This window comes from Ruegeria sp. AF2, assembly GCF_056542025.1.
In genome coordinates, this window is the sequence record NZ_JBQFZC010000005.1 from 67687 (window position 1) to 88729 (window position 21043).

Annotated in this window: 22 protein-coding genes; 10 read left to right on the forward strand and 12 right to left on the reverse strand. The window is 54.4% G+C overall.

Going from position 1 to position 21043, the window contains the following annotated elements; genetic code table 11:
* Window position 1 precedes the first annotated feature (1 nt).
* A complete protein-coding gene (locus ACR0NM_RS16020) occupies window positions 2–601 on the reverse strand; it encodes an SCO family protein (RefSeq protein ID WP_480459756.1) in 600 nt (199 codons plus the stop codon).
* A 177-nt stretch (window positions 602–778) separates the two neighbouring features.
* Here ACR0NM_RS16020 and ACR0NM_RS16025 point away from each other — a divergent pair, with 177 nt between their 5' ends.
* Window positions 779–1207, forward strand: a complete 429-nt coding sequence (locus ACR0NM_RS16025) for a MerR family transcriptional regulator (RefSeq protein ID WP_170392752.1) — start codon at window positions 779–781, stop codon at window positions 1205–1207.
* A gap of 97 nt (window positions 1208–1304) precedes the next feature.
* Window positions 1305–2054, forward strand: a complete 750-nt coding sequence (locus tag ACR0NM_RS16030; RefSeq protein WP_223116997.1) for a transglutaminase-like domain-containing protein — start codon at window positions 1305–1307, stop codon at window positions 2052–2054.
* A gap of 7 nt (window positions 2055–2061) precedes the next feature.
* Here the strand turns inward: ACR0NM_RS16030 and phnE are convergent, their stop codons facing one another.
* The 4 genes from phnE to ACR0NM_RS16050 are packed head-to-tail and all read right to left on the reverse strand — an operon-like array spanning window position 2062 to window position 6285.
* Window positions 2062–2805 (reverse strand): phosphonate ABC transporter, permease protein PhnE, encoded by a 744-nt coding sequence (gene phnE / locus ACR0NM_RS16035; RefSeq protein WP_480615649.1) that lies wholly within the window; start codon window positions 2803–2805, stop codon window positions 2062–2064.
* Entirely contained in the window at window positions 2805–3575 is a 771-nt protein-coding gene (locus tag ACR0NM_RS16040; RefSeq protein WP_480615651.1) for a phosphonate ABC transporter ATP-binding protein, read from the reverse strand. Before ACR0NM_RS16040 ends, phnE begins: the two co-directional genes overlap by 1 nt.
* On the reverse strand, window positions 3572–4432 hold the full coding sequence (locus ACR0NM_RS16045) for a phosphate/phosphite/phosphonate ABC transporter substrate-binding protein (RefSeq protein ID WP_480615653.1): 861 nt from the start codon (window positions 4430–4432) through the stop codon (window positions 3572–3574). The genes ACR0NM_RS16040 and ACR0NM_RS16045 overlap by 4 nt, the downstream gene beginning before the upstream one ends.
* Window positions 4432–6285 (reverse strand): cytochrome c peroxidase, encoded by a 1854-nt coding sequence (locus ACR0NM_RS16050; protein WP_480615655.1) that lies wholly within the window; start codon window positions 6283–6285, stop codon window positions 4432–4434. Before ACR0NM_RS16050 ends, ACR0NM_RS16045 begins: the two co-directional genes overlap by 1 nt.
* 116 nt (window positions 6286–6401) lie before the next feature.
* Here ACR0NM_RS16050 and mntR point away from each other — a divergent pair, with 116 nt between their 5' ends.
* Window positions 6402–6854 (forward strand): manganese-binding transcriptional regulator MntR, encoded by a 453-nt coding sequence (mntR, locus tag ACR0NM_RS16055; protein WP_170801773.1) that lies wholly within the window; start codon window positions 6402–6404, stop codon window positions 6852–6854.
* A gap of 199 nt (window positions 6855–7053) precedes the next feature.
* Here mntR and ACR0NM_RS16060 read toward each other — a convergent pair whose 3' ends face one another.
* Complete coding sequence (locus tag ACR0NM_RS16060; protein WP_255611837.1) at window positions 7054–7305, reverse strand: GDCCVxC domain-containing (seleno)protein; 252 nt, start codon at window positions 7303–7305, stop codon at window positions 7054–7056.
* Window positions 7306–7309: 4 nt separating this feature from the next.
* Window positions 7310–7633, reverse strand: coding sequence for a hypothetical protein (locus ACR0NM_RS16065; protein ID WP_480615657.1), 324 nt, complete (start codon window positions 7631–7633; stop codon window positions 7310–7312).
* A 99-nt stretch (window positions 7634–7732) separates the two neighbouring features.
* On the opposite strand from ACR0NM_RS16065, the gene ACR0NM_RS16070 reads away from it, so the two are divergent.
* The 3 genes from ACR0NM_RS16070 to ACR0NM_RS16080 all read left to right on the forward strand — a co-directional run bounded on the left by ACR0NM_RS16070 (window position 7733) and on the right by ACR0NM_RS16080 (window position 10282).
* Complete coding sequence (locus tag ACR0NM_RS16070; protein WP_170597574.1) at window positions 7733–8131, forward strand: MerR family transcriptional regulator; 399 nt, start codon at window positions 7733–7735, stop codon at window positions 8129–8131.
* Between the two features lie 103 nt (window positions 8132–8234).
* On the forward strand, window positions 8235–9638 hold the full coding sequence (locus ACR0NM_RS16075) for a sensor histidine kinase (protein ID WP_480615659.1): 1404 nt from the start codon (window positions 8235–8237) through the stop codon (window positions 9636–9638).
* A complete protein-coding gene (locus ACR0NM_RS16080; protein WP_170392761.1) occupies window positions 9635–10282 on the forward strand; it encodes a response regulator in 648 nt (215 codons plus the stop codon). The genes ACR0NM_RS16075 and ACR0NM_RS16080 overlap by 4 nt, the downstream gene beginning before the upstream one ends.
* Window positions 10283–10358: 76 nt before the next feature.
* Here ACR0NM_RS16080 and ACR0NM_RS16085 read toward each other — a convergent pair whose 3' ends face one another.
* The 4 genes from ACR0NM_RS16085 to ACR0NM_RS16100 all read right to left on the reverse strand — a co-directional run bounded on the left by ACR0NM_RS16085 (window position 10359) and on the right by ACR0NM_RS16100 (window position 13811).
* Window positions 10359–11222, reverse strand: a complete 864-nt coding sequence (locus ACR0NM_RS16085) for a hypothetical protein (protein WP_480615661.1) — start codon at window positions 11220–11222, stop codon at window positions 10359–10361.
* 159 nt (window positions 11223–11381) lie between these two features.
* Window positions 11382–12263 carry a cation diffusion facilitator family transporter gene (locus ACR0NM_RS16090; protein ID WP_480615663.1) on the reverse strand — a complete coding sequence of 294 codons (882 nt, stop codon included), beginning with the start codon at window positions 12261–12263 and terminating at the stop codon, window positions 11382–11384.
* A 158-nt stretch (window positions 12264–12421) separates the two neighbouring features.
* Entirely contained in the window at window positions 12422–13330 is a 909-nt protein-coding gene (locus tag ACR0NM_RS16095; protein WP_480615665.1) for a cytochrome c, read from the reverse strand.
* Between the two features lie 13 nt (window positions 13331–13343).
* The gene (locus ACR0NM_RS16100) at window positions 13344–13811 is read right to left on the reverse strand and encodes a c-type cytochrome (protein ID WP_480615667.1); all 468 of its coding nucleotides are present in this window, start codon (window positions 13809–13811) and stop codon (window positions 13344–13346) included.
* An 86-nt stretch (window positions 13812–13897) separates the two neighbouring features.
* On the opposite strand from ACR0NM_RS16100, the gene ACR0NM_RS16105 reads away from it, so the two are divergent.
* Window positions 13898–14746, forward strand: coding sequence for a LysR family transcriptional regulator (locus ACR0NM_RS16105; protein WP_480615669.1), 849 nt, complete (start codon window positions 13898–13900; stop codon window positions 14744–14746).
* 737 nt (window positions 14747–15483) lie between these two features.
* Here the strand turns inward: ACR0NM_RS16105 and ACR0NM_RS16110 are convergent.
* Window positions 15484–16494, reverse strand: coding sequence for a LacI family DNA-binding transcriptional regulator (locus ACR0NM_RS16110; RefSeq protein WP_480615671.1), 1011 nt, complete (start codon window positions 16492–16494; stop codon window positions 15484–15486).
* 203 nt (window positions 16495–16697) lie between these two features.
* Here ACR0NM_RS16110 and ACR0NM_RS16115 point away from each other — a divergent pair, with 203 nt between their 5' ends.
* Genes ACR0NM_RS16115 through ACR0NM_RS16125 form a run of 3 tightly spaced genes read left to right on the forward strand, consistent with a single transcriptional unit; the run spans window position 16698 to window position 21035 of the window.
* On the forward strand, window positions 16698–18923 hold the full coding sequence (locus ACR0NM_RS16115) for a DUF1989 domain-containing protein (protein ID WP_480615673.1): 2226 nt from the start codon (window positions 16698–16700) through the stop codon (window positions 18921–18923).
* A 35-nt stretch (window positions 18924–18958) separates the two neighbouring features.
* A complete protein-coding gene (locus ACR0NM_RS16120; protein WP_170392767.1) occupies window positions 18959–19927 on the forward strand; it encodes an ABC transporter substrate-binding protein in 969 nt (322 codons plus the stop codon).
* 58 nt (window positions 19928–19985) lie between these two features.
* Window positions 19986–21035 (forward strand): quaternary amine ABC transporter ATP-binding protein, encoded by a 1050-nt coding sequence (locus ACR0NM_RS16125; protein ID WP_170392768.1) that lies wholly within the window; start codon window positions 19986–19988, stop codon window positions 21033–21035.
* Window positions 21036–21043 lie beyond the last annotated feature (8 nt).

The window sequence follows — 21043 nt, forward strand, 5'->3', positions numbered from 1 at the left end:
CTCAGAGTCTTTGTTTCAGATCCGCAAGAATTTCTTCGGCTGGCGTGCCATATGACCAGGACTGAACGAATCCAGCGTTCTTGTTGAACAGAAACAGATGAGAGGTATGCCCCATCGTATACCCGTCCGGTGCGGTAGCTTGTTCGATCCGTTCGTAGAAAATCGGAAAGGTCTTGGACGTCTCCGCAATCTGTTCCGGCGTGCCTGTAAGCCCAATGATCCCCGCATCGAAAAGTGGCACATACTCGGCCAGCACGGCCGGAGTGTCGCGCTCGGGGTCGATGGATATGAAGATAGGTTGCACTTGGGTTGATTGATTTCCCAGACCTTCCTGCACTGCTGCCACCTCGGACAGTGTTGTAGGGCAAACGTCGGGGCAGTTGGTGAAACCGAAAAACACCAACATCCACTTGCCTGCAAAGTCGTTCTGGGTGCGGACAACACCAGAGTGATCTGTCAGTTCGAACCTGGCTTCGAACGGAACAGACCCCTCCTCAATCCGCGCAGGTCTATATTCTGACCACAGCATCAGATAGGCAAATGCCGCCGTTGCGACACCAGCCAGTACCCATAAGATTTTTTGAAATACGGTCAGTTTCAAAGTTAGCCGTCCGCCTGTGATTCTTGGTTCAGAACGGCATGTACACCCTCTACCTGCTAGAGGTTCAAAGGGGATTTTGAGCCTGCGGCTGGGTGTCACAGGTCCACCGTCTAGAAGGTGCTATTGTGCGGCGTCAACCCGAGCCTACATAAGCTGTAGCTTTGTAAGGAGACCCAGATGCTGACGATCGGAACGCTTGGAAAAAAGACCGGAACCAAGGTTCAGACGATCCGCTACTACGAGCAGATCGGACTTATGCCGGAACCGGGGCGCACCGAAGGTGGCCAGCGGCGTTATGGCCATACCGAACTGGATCGCCTGGCTTTTATCCGTCACGCCCGCCAATTGGGGTTTTCGCTTGAGGCGATACGCGAACTGCTTGATTTGTCCGACGATCCGGATCGCCCATGTCATGAAGCCGACAGTATCGCGCGCCGGCAACTCAAACAGATTGAGCAAAGAATGGCGCGGCTGGAAGCGTTACGGACCGAGCTGGAGCGCATGGTGCATGAATGCAGTGGCGGCAACACCTCGGATTGTCGTGTACTCGAAGTTCTACGCGATCATTCCGAATGTCTTACTGATCACGAAGACATCGGCGCGTAACCCTGGGCAGCGTTGTTGCGAACTGGAAATAGCCTCTTGAAGCTACAGTCACTGTAGCAATTACAAGTCTTTCTGAGTTGATTCGACGAGAGACCAAATGCTGAACCGAGACCCGTTGTTAACCGCCACACCTCTGCTTGATTTTGAAACACCCGCAATTTCTGGGCTCATAACGGAACGGCGCTGGCCCGATCTGCCTATCGGGGATCGAATTGGCGCTATTTATGATTTCGTTCGTAACGAGATTGCCTTTGGTTACAACCGTGCAGACGATATCCTGGCTTCAGAGGTGCTCGCTAACGGCTTTGGGCAATGCAATACCAAGGGCACTCTTTTGATGGCACTGTTTCGCGGCAGCGGTATTCGATGCCGTTTGCATGGCTTTACGATCCACAAAGAGTTGCAGAGGGGTGTGGTCCCCGAATTGATTTATCCGCTGGCGCCAGAAGAAATCTTGCATTCGTGGGTCGAAGTCGAAGTAGACGGTCGTTGGGTCAACCTCGAAGGATTTATTCTGGATCAGCCATACTTGGAGGCCTTGCAGCATAACTTTGCAGAAACAGAAAGCCTGTGCGGTTATGGGGCGGGTACCCGTTGTTTGAGCACCCCTCAGGTCGAATGGGAAGGTCGTGACACGTACATTCAGAAAACCGGAATCGTGAAGGATTTTGGCGTTTTTGATAGTCCGGATGCGTTCTATGCTGACCATGCGCAAAGTTTCGGGAGCATTCGTGGTTGGCTCTATCGCTTCATATTCCGTCACTGGATGAACGCGCGCGTACGTTCCCTGCGCAATGGGAAGCTGAAGGCTCGAATGGCCGCCACGCATACACACGGAAATGCATAGCGGGGCTTCAACTGAAGCGCTTTTGCAAGGCCGTATTCAGTGCCTCTGACAATAAAACCAAAACGATGATTGCCAACGTCACGGTCGCAGCCTTTTCATACTGAAACGACCGTACGTAGGTTTGTACATACAACCCGATGCCACCGGCACCGACAATGCCCAGTATCAGGCTTTCGCGCAGATTTAGCTCAAACCGAAATACGGTATCGCGCACGATCACAGGCGCCATCTGCGGCCAGATTGCCCAACGCAACTGTTGAATTCTGTTGGCCCCTGCGCTTTCAAGCGCCGCCACAGGAGCGGTGGCAACATTGTCGATGGCTTCCGCATAGAACTTTGCCAACATGCCGGTCGCGTGAAATGTGATTGCCAGAATACCGGGAAGTGGACCCAACCCAACAGCGCCCACCATTAGCATAGCGACCAGGATCAGCGGGATCGACCGGATAACCGCCAGCAAGGCGCGGACGGGGCGCCAGATCGCTGGTGGTACCATAGTTTCAGAGGCCAAAACGGCCAGTCCCGAGGACAGGATCACGGCGAACAATGTTCCCAGAATGGCGATCCTCAGTGTCTCCGCCAGCCCGGTCAGAACCTCGCGCCAAACGGACAGGTCAGGTGGGATCATACGCCCCAAAAACTCTGCCAGACGGGGCCCCGCGCCTGGCAGCTTGCCTAATCCCATATCGCCGCTGGTCAGCGACCACAGGATCGCCAGTGCCAGCATGATCCAAATGACAGACCGCCCCATCAACTGACCACACGCAGCCCCGATTTGACACTGGCGCCGTGATACAGTTCATCGATGTCCGCGTTGGTCAATTGAGCCGACGGTTTGTCGAACAATATCACGCCATTTCGCAAGCCTATGATACGCTCAGAAAAGCGGCGCGACAGGTCTGGCTGATGCGAACTGAAAATGACGCCGATTCCACGGCTACGTGCAGAGCTTGTGATCAGGCTCAGAATGCGTTCGGCGTGAGCAGGGTCCAAATTGCTGACGGGCTCATCCGCAAGGATCAACTCGGGTTCTTGTGCCAGACATCTGGCAATCGCAACGCGTTGCCGTTGCCCACCCGACAACTGATCGGCACGGCGGCTTGCCAGGTCGGACAGCCCCGTATCCTGAAGAGCCCGTGTCACGCACATGTGGTCCTCTTCTCGGAACCGCCCCCAAAGCGAAGACCAGATACTCATCCGGCCCATCCGACCGTTCATTACATTCTGATAAACACTCTGCCGATCAACCAGTGCGAATTCCTGGAAGACAAAGCCAGTATTGGCACGGTCCTCGCGGGATGGAATCCCAGTTGCCAAAAGTGGCTTGCCCAGTACCTGAGCCTCGCCCTGCCAACCGCTCAGACGACCGTCCAACAAAGCCAGCATCGTTGATTTGCCCGCACCCGAAGGACCGAGTAGCGCGACGCTTTCACCCGGCTGCACCGACAGTGAAACATCTGTAAGAGCTGCCGCACTGGCAAAGTGCTGCGATACCGCGTTGAGTGATATCACAGGGTTCATTTCAGAAACCCATAGCGCCGCGCAGTCTCGCGCACGCCTTCGTAAACCGACGGATCAGCAGGAAGATACCCGTCCGGGCCATAGAGGTAAGCCAGCAGATGACGGTTCTCACTCTCGTTGAGGCGCAGCATGGTTTTAATGAACTTCGCCTGCAGCCCGGCGTCCAGATCAGGGCGGGCAATGATTGCGTGGCTGGGAATTTGTTCTGATTCCGCCAGCACCTTGACCTCAGCCTGCTGATCCGGAGTCAGATAGAGATCGGCATACTGGCTCGCACCCGCCGCATCGACCAGCCCATTGGCCATGGCCTGCATCGCTTGCTGATATCCGCCAGCAAAGAATTTTTGCCCGAAAAAGCTGTCGGCATCGCCCGTGCCCGAGAACAGCCCGGCGCGCACAAACAGATCAAGGGGATAGATGTAACCGGATTCCGAGACCGGATCGGAAAAGGCGATGTCACGTCCCCGGAGATCTGCCAGCGTTTCGATTCCGCTGTCACGCCGCACGAAGACCCGGCCCGAATAGCTGGGTTGCCCGCGATAAACCTCGGACAATAGCGGTACGGCGCCGATCTGGTCTTCGGCCAACACAAAGGGCAACGCTCCCATGAACGAGATATCGGCATCACCGTTGCGCAACGCCTCGACGGCAGCAGCGTGGTCGAAGGTAACAAACCCCGTGACCGGGACGCCCATCTGCTCTGAAAGCCAGCCGGTGATGACGTTGATGTCACCCAATAGCTTTTCGGGGTTCTCCTGCGGGATGAAGGCCAGCTTCAGCCCCCGGTCAGTTGCAGCCATTACGGGCAGGGCTGCAGATGCGGCTGCAGCGACCAGAAAATTGCGGCGCGACAACATCAGAACATCCTCTCGTCAATTTCGGCCTGCATGGCCTTGAACAGTTCCCACTGGCGGGTGGCTTCGGTCCAGTTTCCTTCGGCGCTGGCATCGCCAACCGCTCGCAGGATCGCGGCGAATTCGTAGATTTCGGGCTTGGCGTTCTGATTGACCATGACACTGGCATCCGCCGCCAGATCAGGAGCTACCGTGTCGATCAGAACCGCTATGTTTTCGGCATCCTGCATCGGCAGCAGGGTATCGAGCGTGCTGGCGAATGTCGTCAGCTCTTCCCAGGACAAGCGGAATACGCTGTTGCGACCCTCGAATACTTGATAGGGTTCTTCACCGTCTCCAACAGCTTCGACGTAGGCCGTCAGATCTGCGCGCTGTGCTTCGTCCAAACCCAAATTTTTGGTATCATTGAACCAGTCAACAACGCTGGCCAGCGTCGGCAGCGATCCGTCATGCATGTAAGGTGCAGTGAAATTGACGTTGCGCAGCGTCGGGGTTTCGAACGCAGAAGCCGTGCCGCCTGGGAATGGTGGTTCAGCGCTGCCGATGTCGTAGGTCAGACCATCGCGGAACTGACGGTCAGGCGTGTGACACGAAGCGCAGGACTTGTCACCAAGTCCTGCAAATTTGGTGTTGAATAGCACCTCCCCGCGCTTGGCGTCATCTGACGCCAGATCGGTCAGCTTACCGGACCGATCGATCTTTGGGTTGGGAAGAAAGTCGAACTGTTTGACATAGGCTTCCAGCGCGTCCAGTTGGAACGGCGTTGGTTCCTTTCCCGCGAATTCGGTCACAATCACATTTCGGATGAACCGGCGCAGGCTGGGTTCGCGCCCGTCGCGGCCATAAGGTGCGGTAAAGCGGATGCCGCGCATGGAAGGCGTATCCAAGTGATCATCGGTCCGATCATTGAACATTGGATTGAAGAACGAACCGTCCACATCCATCCCACCGGGATGGGATGACAGGCCGGGAATGAAGAAATCCCGGTTCACGTCGGAGCGGTTGTGGCAGGTCGAGCAGGCGATGCCTAACTCGCGTGCCGGGCCGCCGAAGATTTCAGGGCTGTCGAACAGCATGTCGCCATAGGCCACCAGCGGTAGATTGGCTTCATCCTCACCCGCCTCCTCAAACTGAAGAACCAGCCGTGGCAGCTGCGCCTGATCTCCGATGTTTGATCCTGGCGGCAGCGTGGCGGGCATTGTGATTTGTTCGCCGGAAAGCACAACTGTTTCAGGCAGCGGTGTTAACTTGTCGCGTTGGGCATACTCGGATGGCAGATAGTTGGCACGAATATAGGCAGCGACAATGGCCTGAGCCTCCGCAAATTGGTCGGCATCCACCGTTTGTGCACCATTGCCCAGTACTCCTGCGCTGCCAAGGGTGGAGTTCAGAACCAGCCATGCCCGGCCCAGATCGCGAGCCGCCGACGCATCCGCAGCCTTGATACCATCTTCGAATGCGCGGAACAGAGCTGCCGCTTGTGCAACCTCGCGTGCCGCTTCAGGCTGACCCAACGCGGTCTTTGCGACATCCAGATGGCGCAGGATTCCCTCAGCAATGGCAATTGTGCTTGCTTCGAACAGCGCCTGGAGATCTTCGGCTTGCATAGCTTGGTTGATCGCAAGCGCCTCTTTGTCGGAAACGCGTGACAATGGAGCGACCTGAATGTCACTGCCAGGTGCGGGCGAGGTCCAACTCCTCTCAATTTCATCCCAGGGAACCGGGGTTAGATTTCCCATGAACAAGGTCAGTCGATACGCGGCAGCGCGCGGAGCCCAAGGAGATTCTTCAATCGCCGTGGCATCGGCGATCACTGGCAATGCGCAAAGAAGTGTGGACGCTACTAGATATTTCATAGCTCTGTCTATTAAAGTTAGCCTTGTCTAATTTATTGATGAAGGCATGCTCATTGTCAAGTTCGGCTTTCAGGTGCATACACTAGTGACTGGATTAACGACCTAATCGTGAGCCGATGACTGAAACGACACCGCAAGATTCAGATCGTAGTATTGACACTCAGGCGAGTGGATTTGAGGCTGTGCGACAGGCCCACCAAAGCGAAATGGTTGAAGACTACGTTGAACTTATTGCGGAGTTGATCCATCAGAATGGCTCGGCGCGCCCGGTCGAAATAGCCGAGCGGTTGGGCGTAACCCAACCTACGGTTTCGAAGAATTTGGCCCGTTTGAAACGAGAAGGTTTCATAGAACAAATTCCCTACCGCTCACTTCAACTGACCGATGCCGGGCGTCAATTGGCGGAAGCTTGTAGAAGGCGTCACCGAATTGTCGTGGATTTCCTGATCGCCTTGGGTGTTTCAAAGGAAGTCGCAGAGCATGATGCTGAAGGTATTGAGCATCATGTAAGCGAAGAGACTCTTGCAGTTTTCAAAGGGTTCGTTGGGCGGACTGAGGAAACAAAGTAGAAACTAAAAACCTAAGTTGTGCTGGCGAATTCTGGCACTCTTAGTTTTAGAAAGACTAAGACCACTTAAACCTTTGTTGGGCCGTTGCACTAGCCCCGCACGAACCCTTGTCGCATCTGAAAAGCGAAAATTGAGCGGATTTAATGATTGAATCTTTTCCCAAGCGGCCAAGGTAAAAATCGGTCTAGCTCATTTATTTTCATTGGGGATCGAAACCTTTAGCCGCAGTGGCCTTACTACAGCAGCTATCCCCCAACTGAATTGGCGGACACGGTACAGTTGCGTAGGAACAAAAGACACAGCAATCGCCTTCTAACGGTTTCAAAACTGCCTCGCATGATTTGCATTCATAAAACCACTGACACGAGTCAGTTGGCATTTTCTCGGTTTCAACGTGCCCACACCGAGGGCAGGTCAAAATGCTATCGAGCACCACAGTTTGATTTGTCATTGTCTCACATCTGCATGATTAGATAGTCGTTGATTTGAGCCTCATTGAACACGATGACCCATGCCAACGCTGTAGTCGCCGTGCTTCCGACAAGCCACCATTTCAGATTTGCCAACGTCCCGTTTAGATGCGCTAAGAACCACGAAACCGCGGCCAGCGCTGTTGAGACGGCGAGAACATAGTAGCTTGCCGCCGCTATTTTTCCGAATACTGCCAACCAACTGCCGCCCAAGCCTAACAACATCATGGCTATTGGAAGAACACAGCATGTTGCGACGCCCAGAGCTGAAACCGTTCCCAAGTAGCTGAGGTTCACGTATTTCTTCATCTTTTGCTCCCGAGGTGCTCGATTTGATTGTGTTGAAGCACCGGTATTCAAAGCGTATAACTCCTGTAGTAACTACAGGATCAAGTGGAGGCACTTCACATGATTGCGATAGGTGAGGCTTCCCGGCAATCCGGGGTTGGCATAGAAACCATCCGCTACTACGAACGCGAAGGTATCGTACCAAGACCTGTGCGAGCTCTGAACAATCGTCGCCTCTATGCAGCAAGCGATGTGGGAAGACTTCGATTTTTGAAGAGGTGCCGCGACCTGGGATTTCCTCTCCCAGACGCAAAGGCGCTTTTAGAGCTGTCAGAAGGAAGTGCCGAAGACTGCCGGTCGGTGAAAGAGCTGGCCGAGGCGCATATTTCTAGCGTTCGAAGCAAGATTGATGAGCTCAGACGTCTGGAGCACGCCTTGAGTGAGCTTACTGCCAATTGTGATAGTGGTAACGTTCACTGCCCGATGCTGCAAAGTCTGCGAACGATGGATGATATCTGACTCTGGACACTGGGCGGAAACTCAGGGTCTGAGATTTAGCCAGATCACCTCAGACCAAGGTCTGTGGTGCGGTAACAGATTGTAGTTCATAGTCGATTTCACGATGAGAGCGAAAGTAACTGACCTGACGATTGGCAATTGGTCGTTGTCGCGAGTCTTTCTTGCGGCAAGTATCTTCGTGATGGGTACTGCTACCGCAATCGTTGGGGTCTGGGTGTCTAATCGAATTCAGAACGCAGTCGTGCAAAACTCCGCCAACTCCGCAGCGCTGTATATGGAAAGCGTAGTTTCCCCGCTCAGCCAGGAATTGGCACATGGCGACCGCCTTTCTGAGCAGGCGAGCCTGGCGCTGGATGAGATTTTCATGACCCAGCCAATGCGTGACCGTATCGTTTCCTACAAATTCTGGAAGCAAGGCGGTGTGATTGCGCATGCCTCGGATACAGACATCATAGGAAACCGTTTCAATCCAACGGATGATTTAAGGCGAGCGTGGAGCGGAGATATCTCCGGCTCTTTCGAAGAGCTTGATCATGCCGAGAGCGCCGCCGAGGCGGCATTGGGGATACCACTGCTTGAAGTTTACAGCCCCATCCGCGAACTCTGGTCCGGCGAAATCATCGCAGTTGCGGAGTTCTACGAAAGAGCTGACCAGCTTGAGTTAGACTTAGCCAAGGCTAGGCGAACAAGTTGGTTGGTCGTCGGCTCCGCATTTCTGGCAAGTACTATTGTTCTGTATTCCATTGTCGCAATTGGCGACAAAACAATTCGACGACAGGGGTCTCTTCTTAAACAGCGGTTGAAAGAAAGTGAGAAGATGGCTGAGCAGAATGCGCTGCTGCGGTCGCGTGTGGTCGAGGCGTCGGAAAGATATACCACGCAAACAGATCGGTTCCTCAAGAATCTTGGAGCTGAGCTACATGATGGCCCTGCGCAATACCTGTCGCTCGCCGCCCTTAGGCTGGAGGCGGCGTTTTCCAAAGAGTCGGAAAGGCCTAAAGAGGCAGTGGAAATTCAGCAGTCTTTGCAAAAATCGCTGGCTGAAATTCGTGCAATTTCGCGAGGGCTGTCCGCGCCAGATATCGATAGCCTGTCACTCGTCGATGTTGTGAAGAGAGCCGTAGAGGATCACGCCGAACACAGCCCGTTGCGACCGGATATTTCATTCCTGGGCAGCCAGGCCCCGGAGTTGTCATTGTCCGACAAACTGTGCGTTTTTCGGTTCCTCCAGGAAACGCTTTCCAATGCCGCTAGATATGCTCCAGCTTCCAAGTGCACTGTTATCGCTGAGGCGCAGAACGACCGCATAGTTGTAAAGATCACAGACGACGGACCAGGATTTGACAGGTCAGAAGAAACCGCGTTGCGAGACGATGGTGGCCAGGGGCTTATGGGCTTGCGAGATCGGGTCGAGAGTATTGGTGGCAGGTTCGACGTCGCATCGAGACCGGGCGAAGGCACCACCATAGCTATGACACTATTTCCCAGAAAGTTAGGCACATCATGACTACATCTGTCGTAATAGCCGATGATCACCCGATATTCAGGGATGGTTTGCAACGCACGTTGGATGAAGCAGATGGCTTCGAAGTTTTAGCCGCTGGGTCCAGTGCTGAAGAGGCAGTATCGCTGGTCGGCACGCATCAGCCGGACATAGCTATTCTTGACCTCTCGATGCCCGGTGGCGGGATAAGCGCGACACGTAAAATCGCGGCAATGGCAAATCCACCCGTCATTGCAATCTTGACGGTCTCAGAGAACAGCGGTGATGTCGCGGACGCCTTGGAGGCGGGTGCGATTGGGTACATTGTGAAGGGAGTAACCGCAAGCGAACTAACCGCTTCTTTACGCAGCATCGCCGCGGGTGAAGGGTTCGTTTCTCCTGGCTTGGCCTCGCGGGTACTTCTTCAAATCAACGCTGACACCGGCATGTCTGTTAACAGCAGCATTCTAGATGACCTTACACATCGTGAGGAAGAAATACTGAGACGTGTGGCCAAAGGACTGAGTAATCGTGAAATCGCTGACGAGTTAGACCTCCAGGAAAAGACCGTGAAGCACTACATGACCGCAGTTCTGTCCAAGCTTCATGCGCGAAATCGGGTAGAGGCCGCGCTCATTGCACATGATGTTTGGAACAAGGGAGAATAGCTGCGGTCTCTTTGACGACGGTGGCGGCCCCTCACCAGAAAGAAGCCGCCAACGGATTATCGACTGGAATTGCAGCTCAGTTGGCGACCGACTGTAACCTCCGGCGATCAGAGGCCGTTGCGTTTCTTTCAACAACAGTCCGGTTGTAAGGGTCTTTCAACTCGTAACGCCCAAACTCGATCTCCTCTTTCCAACCATTGGCATAATTTACTTCGATATTGTTGCCTTGGCGTTCGATTTTCGTGGGTCGACTTCCAGCAGTGCCGCCTTGCCCAGATGAGCGTACATTGTCGATTGAGATACCATTCGCCAAGGACCGAAGCCTTGAAACGTCAGCGCCGGTCGCGGCGCGCTCCTCAACAGTTCGGTTCTGAGCATTCTTTCTCTCATACCGCCCGTTTTCGATCTCTTCCTTGGTTCCGTCGGCGTAACGCACTTCAATGCCGTTGGCGTTTGTTTCGACCTTTGTTATCCCAGCCGAACCCGACGATTTACCCCCTGATTGAGACCGATCCTTCTTTCCGCTGCCCTTATTGGAGCGTTTGGAGTCATCGTCGTCATTATCGTCATCGTCGTCGCGACCACTTTTTCCTGATCCCGAATTGTCGTCCCGGCCATCATCTCTGTCGTCGTCTCGATCATCGTCTCTATCGTCATCACGATCATCATCTCGGTCGCCACCACGGCCGCTATTACCCGACCCCGAGTTATCATCCCGATCGTCGTCGCGATCATCATCCCGGTCATCGTCACGATCATCATCCCGGTCATCGTCACGATCATCCCCGTCTTTCCCTTTGCCGCTTTTGGCAAAGGCATATGACGGTTCAAAATGTAGGCGGCCATCGTCATCAAAGGTTGGCACATAAGGCGTCGCGGCAATCAACGAAGCCAACGCCGCGGTACTTAGAAGTTGACCCAGCTTTCTTTGAATTTTCATTTTCGCCTCCAATTTTGATCGTCACGCTTCATGACATTGGAGACAGGCTACTACCGGTCCGACTTTCCCACATCGGGCTTAAGTCTGACGAATTTCAAGCCGAACGTCTTAATCAGATCAGTCAAACCAATAGATTTTTTGCAGAACCAAATGAGCAGTTTAGTGGGGATTAACCCCGTCGCCTTTCAACTCGTCATCAGGTTCGAGGTGAATGACAAAGACGGAACCCGGGTACAGACACTCTAGTTCTTCCTCTATGTCGTTACATATATCGTGCGCTGCGCTGACTGGCATTGTGCCGTCCACAACAAGGTGAAACTCTACAAAGATAACATTCGCGGATCTGCGCCCTTTTAGGTCATGATACTCTAAGGCTGTGCCGAGGTTTGCTTCGATTGCATTAGAAACAGTCTGCAAGTCATGTTTCGACAGGCTCACATCCATCAGGCCATCGACGGATGCCCGAATAACTTTCCAGCCCTCCCACAAGATGTTCAGCGCAACAAGAATTGCCAGGATCGGGTCAAGGATCAACCAGCCGGTGACAAGCGCTAGTATCAGTCCAGCGACGACACCAACAGAAGTCATAACATCCGTAAAAATGTGGCGGGAGCTCGCTTTCAAGGCGGGCGATCCCTCGCGCCTACCTGTCCTAAGCAAGAGGTAGGCCCATGCACCGTTCACACCCGTTGCAACGATATTGACGGCAATTCCAAGCAGCGGCGCATCCTCAAGATGCGGGTTCGGGAGCACCAGTACAGCTTCTCTGATGATCAAGAACGCCGCCAACACAATCAGCGCGCCCTCAACCACGGCTGAAAGATACTCCGCTTTTTTATGACCAAAGGGGTGGTTTTGGTCAGGGGGCTTATTGGCAACCCGAACTGCGAAATACGCCAACAAAGCCGCGACAACATTCACGGTTGATTCCATTGCGTCTGACAACAAAGCCACCGAACCTGTCAGCCACCAAGCCAACAGTTTCAGGGCCAGTACCGCAATGGATATCGGGATAGACCAAAGAGCGATTTTTTGTGTCATTTGGTCGCGACCCTCAGTCAATTATGAACAGAAACTCGGGTGATTGGTGAGCTCCGATGTTCAAAACGTAAAACAGGTGTTTGGCGAAAAGGGAATAGGTCTTACGGCATCCTATTGGCGACAGCATCTGGTCGCCGCTGCGTGGCGCTAAACGACTGTTATTCGGATGAAAGCCCGGTCGACGAAACAGGAACAGCCTTGAGATAGGCTGCAATCGCCAAACGGTCCTCATCCGTCAGCCGTGAGGTGTTCTCGATGACGTCCACCATCTCACCACCCGCACTGTCATAGTCTGGTGTAAAGCCAGATTTTAGGTATTCGGCAATGTCTGCCTCTGACCAATCAAGCTGGTCTGAGGTTAAGCCGGGGATACGACCTTTCCCGTTTGGATTTGGTGCACCCGTCAGCCAAAGGTCTCGTTTCAGGCCCCCTAAACCATTTCGCGGGGTATGGCATTCAGCGCAATGACCCAGCGCCTCGACCAAATACCTGCCATGTTTTTGTTGGTCGGTCAGATCACCTTCAACCACCCAGCCTGATGACATGAACAAGAGCTTCCATCCCCCCAATCCGCGCCGAACGTTGAAGGGAAAACCTACTTCATGCGCAACACTTTCGGTTGCGGCCGCTGGCAGCGTGCCGAGGAATGCGTGTAGCGAAACCACGTCTTCGGCCGACATGTTGGCGTAAGAGGTATAGGGAAACGCTGGGAAATAGTGCTGCCCTTCGGGTCCGGTTCCATGGATCAAGGCATTGGCCAGATCCAGGGCAGACCAGGATCCGACACCAGTTTCCGGGTCACTGGAAATGTTGGGGGCAATGAACGTGCCGAATTCCGTCTCAAACCGGCGACCACCAGCGAGCACGAGCTTGTCTTCACCGACCGCATCCGGCGCTGAATGACAGGATGCGCATCCTGCCGCGTGGAACACGATTTCACCTCTGGCAAGATCTGGGTTCAAACCGTCGAGTCGTGATTGTTCCATTCGTTGAGGTCGGTTCAGCACCAAACCGGCCAACCCGACCAACACAATGACGATTGCGACAAAGAAAAGAAAGCGCCGCACCGTCAGTGCCCAATCAGTTCTTTGGAGCTCTGTATGCTTTGTGACATGCCGAACAGCTTCCGCCCAGATCGCCCATCGCTGCTTTCAGGGCATCAACATCTTGACCTACCGCAGCCTGCATCGCAACAGCGGCGTCTGCCATGGCCTGCCCTTTTGCACCCACGTCAGGGAAGTTCTCCCAGATCGCAGGCAATGCACGGGAGGTCTGATCGGACACATTGTCAGATCCCTGGGGCCACATCGCGGATTGGTCGATTTGTGTCAGAACAACAAGATTATTCGCGGCCCGAGTTGCGGCCTCGGCATCATAATCGACCTCTCCCTTAGCCATTCCGCCAAGTGTACCAAGATTGAAGGCATAGAGTTGCATGATTGAGGTACGAGCTTTCACAGCCGGGTTTTCACTTTCTTGGGCGATGGCTGTGCCAATGGCGGCCAATGACAAAAGACCTGCCGCGAATACTGAGAACTTCTTCTTCATGATGTGTCTCCCTGTTTAATGCTCCGAATGTTAACTTGAACGATTTTTCTTGTAATTGTTTGTTATTGGTCGTCACTTGTTAATTTATGAACAACGAAAACTGGGATGATATTCGGTACGCGCTCGCCGTAAGCAAATACGGCTCACTCAATGCAGCGGCAGCGGCACTGGGCGTCACGCATGCGACCGTGTTGCGAAGGGTGGCCGCATTCGAAGAGCGCAATAGCTGTGTGATTTTCCAGAAAAACCCTTCGGGATACTCCGCCCTGCCCGAGGCCAGAGCAGTTCTGTCGGCTATGGAAAGCGTCGAAGATGCGGTGCTATCGGTCGAACGTGCGCTTGTAGGAGCAAACCGGTCTCCGGTAGGTCACGTACGTATCGCGTCAACTGACAGCCTTTGCCAGCTTGTTTTGCCCCAAATACTTAAAGAGATATCCCAGTTGTACCCTGGCTTGGAGCTTACTTTATTGAGCGGCAACAGCCATCATGATTTATCGAGATTAACTGCGGACATCGCCGTAAGACCCTCCATAAAACTTGAAGAAGGGCTTGTTGGGGAACGCGCAGGTACGCTGTCATTTGGAGTTTTCGACGACGGCGGCACCAATCGAAAATGGTTGCGGCTTGATGGGGCATTGAGTCGTTCTCTTCCAGCAAAATGGCTTGCCGATCATGTCAGTGCGGATGAAATGACCAACGGAGCAGATAGCTTCTTAGTGCTTCAGCAGATGGCTGCATCTGGGGTGGGCAGAGCGTTTCTGCCTTTGTTCATCGGGAACGCGGACCCTCGGCTTCAGCTATCGAGCGAGATGGATCCTGGAATTGATGTTCCACTTTGGGTCGCGACACTTGATGAAATAGCACACACTCCGAGATTTGCCATTGTACAACGAGCTTTGGTTGATCGCATAGCCAACAAAACACTCTGCCGCTGAGAACAACGGGAAGTCGCGCCCTCGCTCAGGCGGACTGTACGCTTTCAGGCCTTCAAGGGTTTCGTCCGGTGGCAGGAAGCGCGCGATCATTACGGTTACGAACGTCGCAAAAGGCGCGGCTGACCTCTAAGGCAACTCCATTGGATAAAACCGTGTCCTCAGCTTGCGTCTGCGGGCTGCAGCACTATTGCCGAATAGCATTACCTCGTCCCCAAGACAGCTTCGCTGCCTGACCTACAAATCAGCCCTGATTTTCCGAAAGGGAAGTCAGATCAAACCAAACAGTCCGTCGGAGCATGAACTGGGGGCGGTGGGTTAGTTTATGAAGCAAATGTCAAATTCAACTAATTTCTAACATTGGGGGCGTCTTCTGATGACGAACGTCCACCGCTTTTCTGGTCCAACCATGACGGTTAGATCGGGTTCGTTTGACTTTAAACAACAGGAGTGTGGTGAGACACACAGCTTCGCCATTTGATAGATATTAGCTTACTGATTTTATATGTTATTTTTCCTCAGAGGAGCGCAGACATAAACATTCGCAAGTCAAGGCATTTCCGGTTAGTCAGCGCCCTTCTTAGAATTTCTCAGGTATTCGCTGCGCCTCGACTAATGAGCAAACGCGCTTCTCGCTGACATCCACCGTGGTTTGCGCCGACTGGCGATCAGAGCCCGCACTAGGCCTTCGGCATCATCCATAGCGTTGTTCGTTTCGCAAATCGTGATGTCCAGGTCGTCTAAATTCGTTTTGTAGAGCTCCGAACAACGAGTCGTGTGGCGAGCTCTTCGGATTTAGGTGCCTGATCAGAAGCGATCCAATCGGCTAGCGCGTCTGCTGCTCGTTCACCCATCTTAGAAACAGGTAGATGCACGCTTGTCAGAGGCGGAACGGTCACGGACGAAATTGGAAGGTCGTCAACGCCCATCATAGAAATCTGGTCCGGGACCCTGATGTTTTGCGCTTGAAGACCAAGCAAAACCCCAAGCGCAACGACGTCAGATAGGCATAAAATTGCATCTGGCTTGGTGTTTAGACCGCCGAGGTGTTTTGCAACGTTTACTCCGCCCTGATGGCTGATCTCGGTTTCGAAGGTTGAAAGATTTCCAGCGAAGGGAAAGGTTGTAATGCCTGCAAGGCGAGCTCGTGTGCGATCATTGTCGTGAACCGGGCCATGTACGACAGCAATGTCCCGATGTCCGAGATCTGCAAGGTGCTGCAATGCAAGTTGCGCCGCGGCTGCGTTATCATACCCGATGGTCGGCAACGGGTTTTCGGGGTCAAAGAAAGACGTAATGATTGTTGGCAACATAGTGCGCTCGATCAGATCGAGCAGCGCGGCATTGTGTGTGGCTCCGGTGATAATCAGCCCCTCAGCTCCGATATCCAGCAGGCTTTTGGCTTTCTTGGCTTCGATATCCAGATTTGCCTCGGTGGTTGCTACGATCAGTGACAATTGGTGGTCCGACAGCTTGCGCTCTAGCGCCGCAAGAAAGCGGGCAAAGATCGCGTTGTCCAGAGTTGGGACCAATGCGCCGACAAATCTAGTGCGCCCGGAGTTGATCGCGCGTGCGGCCGCACTTGGGACAAATTTGAGGTCAGCGATGGTGGCTTGAACTTTTTCCAGAGTATCTTTCTTAACCACACTCGGTTCATTCAACACGCGCGACACCGTCGCGACAGACACCCCCGCAGCCTTTGCTACATCTCTGAGATTTGCGCGTTTTTTAGGCTCTGGGGCTTTTTGCATCGTAGGATTTGGTGTCCATTTCGCGGATTTCTGAGTAAAGAGTTGACATATGTAACTAGTTTCATCAACCTCTGTAACTAGTTACATTTTGGGAATTCAGCAGCGATATGCAGTGGTCATCCGTCTTACACGCGTTTACCAACTCGGGGTTTGACAGCCCTGGCCGCCTGTTTCCTGGGTTTCAGAACGCTTCTGACACCCGCATGCACATCCTTACCCCACGTGAGGCTGTTCGACTGGTCGTAAAGCACGGTGATTTGCTTTCGATAGAAGGGGTTGGTCCAAAGCAAGCACTGGATGTTGTGGCGTTCACCAATGATGGAAAGTCGGGACTGGCGGCGCTGAGTTTGACAGCAACCGGGCACGTCAAATGGGACGATTTTGATAGTACACAGCTCCTGACTTGGGTTACGGCGCATGGCGGCAGTCGGCAGGTTCCCTGTCACAGGCTGGACCATATACCCGAGCCGCTGATTCTCCGCGCAGACCACACGGTTACTGTCTGGGTGATCCGTACAACCGCGGTCACAGGGTTGATTGAAGGCAGTGCGACCGGGAACATCACAGTCTTGCACAAACCAGCAATGGTCAAAGGGCCGCCTTTGCCACCTTTGCTGGGTGATACACGGGACGAATTTACCGTGCAACGCGGCAGCGCTCTGGCCTATGAACTGAAGGCTGGAGAATTTGTCCAAATCATCGACATTGAAGGCCAGCAGTGTTCTGATTTCATGGCGCTGCGAACTGATGGGCTGGATCGTGGCCAGGAATGGATGATCGATTCAACTGCCACTCGGTCGATGGTGCGCCGTGCCTATCCCGGCCCCGGCTTGCTGGACAAATTCTTTGATCGTGAGATGCGCCCGCTGTTGAATGTGGTTCAGGATACCTGCGGTCGGCATGACACATTCGGGCTAGCCTGTACCGCTCGCGGGTATGAAGAGCGAGGGTTCCCCGGCCATCTGAACTGTTCGGATAATATGTCAAACGCCTTGGCCCCTTACGGCGTTTCACAGCGGGCTGCGTGGCCTGCAATCAACTTCTTCTGGAATACATGGATCGACCCGACGAACCATCACATTCTAACCGAGGAATCCCACTCGCGTCCCGGTGACTATGTCGCCATGCGCGCGCTTGAGGATCTGGTTTGCGTCTCGACCGCCTGCCCGGACGACATTGATCCCATCAATGGCTGGAACCCGACCGATGTGCATGTACGCATCTACCGCCCCGAAACGCCCATCCGCCGTGCGGTTGCCTATCGTGAAAAGGAAGACGCGCCCATGTCGATCAGTCAGGAGTCGGCCTTTCACGACCGTCTGGCCCCGTTAACCCAGCATTTCGCACCTGCGCGCGACCTATGGGCGCCCGTCAGTTACCCTGCCCACGGCACGTTGGGTGAATACTGGGCGTGTCGCGAGGCGGTGACTGTTCAGGACATGAGCGGACTTCGCAAATTTGATATTGTCGGCCCGGATGCCGAGGCTCTGATGCAATTGGCCACCACGCGCAATGTGGCGAAGCTACCGGTCTGGCGCGGGTCTTATACATTGATGTGTGACGAGAGCGGCTCGGTGATCGACGATGGCACCCTGTTCCGACTTGCGCCCGAAATCTTCCGTTGGTGTTGCGGCACCGAGGAAAGCGGGCGCGCGTTGCAAGAACTGGCCGATGCGCGTGGCCTGCAAGTGCGGATCCATGCGTTGCGTGGAGCAATGCCCAACCTGGCCATTCAAGGGCCAAAGTCGCGCGAACTGCTACGCAAGATCGCCTTTACGCAACCGCATGTGCCAGGCTTGGATCATCTGAAATGGTTCGGCGTCACCGTCGCGCGGCTACGTGACCGCGAGGGTGCGCCGTTTATGCTGTCACGCTCGGGGTATACCGGTGAGTTGGGGTATGAGGTCTTCTGTTCCAAATCCGACGCCGTTGCGATCTGGGATGCGGTGATGGCGGCTGGGGAAGAGTTTGGGATCACGCCAATGGGCTCGGCCGCCCTGGACATCATCCGGATAGAGGCAGGGCTGGCCGCGGCCAATGCCGAGTTTGCGCCGGGTGTCGATGCCTTTGAGGCTGGTCTTGGCTTCGCCGTCGATCTGACAAAAACCGAATTCACTGGAAAAGCCGCACTGGAACGCAACCTGCGCGAGCCACGTCGGGTGCTCAAAGGGCTTTTAATCGGATGCGATGATGTGCCAGCGCACGGTGCACCCGTCTATACAGGTGAACGGCAAGTAGGAGTGGTAACGTCTGCCACCCGATCACCGACGCTGGAACACGCAATCGCAATGGCACGGTTATCCATCGAACACGCGGAAAACGGCGCTCAACTTGAGATCGGTCAACTCGACGGGCGGATGAAACGCCTGCGTGCCACCGTCTCGGATATTCCATTCATAGACCCGCAACGTAAGCGGGCGCGCGCCTGAAGGCGCATGCAACTCAACGCAACGGGAGAAAGTACATGAAAAAACTGAAACTTATTGCAACCTTGACCTTTGCTTTCGGCGCAACAACGGCGATGGCACAAGAAAAGGTTATGGTGGGCGAGCCCAGCTGGCCCGGTGCCAAAATTATGAGCCGTGTGATCGGCCAGATCATTGAGACGCGCTTGGGTGGAGAAGCTGGCTATGCCCCCGGAGCAAACGCGGTGATCTTTGCCGCCATGGATGGCGGTCGTGGTGACATCGACGTACACCCGGATGTTTGGCTGCCGAACCAGTCGTCCTTTACGGATGAATATGTCGATCAGAAAGGCACCGTAGGTTTGTCCTCAGGCAGTTACGAAGGCCGCGCTGGGATTTGCGTGCCAAACTACATGGTCGAAGATCACAACATCCGTTCGATCTACGACCTGGCGACACCCGTCGCGCAAGAGCTGTTTGACTCCGATGGCGACGGCATGGGTGAGGTCTGGGTTGGTGCCTCGGGCTGGGCCTCGACTAACACGTTCAAGGTGCGGGTGCGGGATTATGGGATCGAGACATTTCTGACGCCGACCACCGAAGACGAAACCGTGTTCTATTCCCGTCTGAAAGATCAGATCGACCAGAAGAAAGGCGCGGCCTTCTACTGCTACGCACCACACTACGTGCACGCCTTATATGATGTGACCATTCTGGAAGAGCCCGAGCACGACGCGGCCACCTACAAGATGGTTCAGCCCGATCAGGATGCCGATTGGTATAACAAATCCCATGTCAGCACGGGTGAACCGGTCAAAACCGTGACAGTAGCGCATTCGAAATCGCTGGAACAGCGCAACCCGGCAGCGGCCTCTTTCCTTGCCAATATCGACATGGATGCGGGAGAGCTAAGCGGTCTGACTTATGAAGTCGTAGTCAAGGGCCGTGACACGGATGAAGTCGTAGCCGAATGGATCGCCGCCAACGGCGATATCGTCGACGGTTGGCTGGGACTGACGACCAACTAAAGCCCATGCGCCCCTGACTATCGGGGGCGCGAACCAACACAATTCCAATGGGGCCAATATGACAGCGGAAATAGCAATCGACGCAAAAGGCGTGTGGAAAGTTTTCGGTACACGCTCGCAGGAGGCTTTGAACGCTATCCACAGCGAGGGCCTGAGCAAGGCTGAGGTGCTGGAACGCTTCAACTGCGTTGTCGGCGTGGCTGATGCCAGCTTTGAGATCGAACGAGGTGAACTGTTCTGCGTCATGGGCCTGTCGGGTTCGGGTAAATCGACCCTTGTGCGTCATGTGAACCGTCTGCTGGAGCCCACTGACGGCCATATCTATCTGGATGGCGAGGATGTGATGGGCCTGAACGATGAAGGTCTGCGCGATCTGCGTAACCGGCGCGTTGCGATGGTGTTCCAGAACTTTGGCCTGATGCCTCACCGCACAGTCCGCGACAATGTAGCAATGCCGCTGGAAATTCGCGGAACCGGAAAAGCACGCCGCTGGGAAGAAGCAGACCGTGTGCTGGAACTGGTTGAACTGAACGGTTGGGAAGACAAATACGCACATGAACTGTCAGGCGGTATGCAACAACGCGTGGGACTGGCCCGTGCGATCGCTGCAGACCCTGAAATCCTTTTGATGGATGAGCCGTTCTCGGCCCTAGACCCGCTAATCCGCAAGCAGTTGCAGGATCAGTTCATGGACCTCAGTCACAAGCTGAACAAAACCACGATGTTTATCACCCACGACCTGGATGAAGCAATCCGCATCGGCCACCGCATCGCGATCATGAAGGACGGGCGCATCGTGCAGATCGGCACGCCGGAAGAGATCATACTCAACCCCGCTGACGACTATGTGGCCGACTTTGTGGCGGGAATTTCGAAACTCAATATGATCTTCGCCCATGCGGTCATGAAACCGGTCGATGAGTTCGAGGCGCATCACGGCGAACTCCCGGAGGATGCCAAAGAGGCTCACCCAGATATGGATCTGTCCGACCTGATGAACCTCTGCGTGGACGGACATGGAGTCGTAGCTGTGACGCAGGATGGCAAGACGGTAGGTGTTATTAACCGTGCGGGTTTGATCCGCGCTATTCAGGACAGTCAGGCGTAAGGGCAACG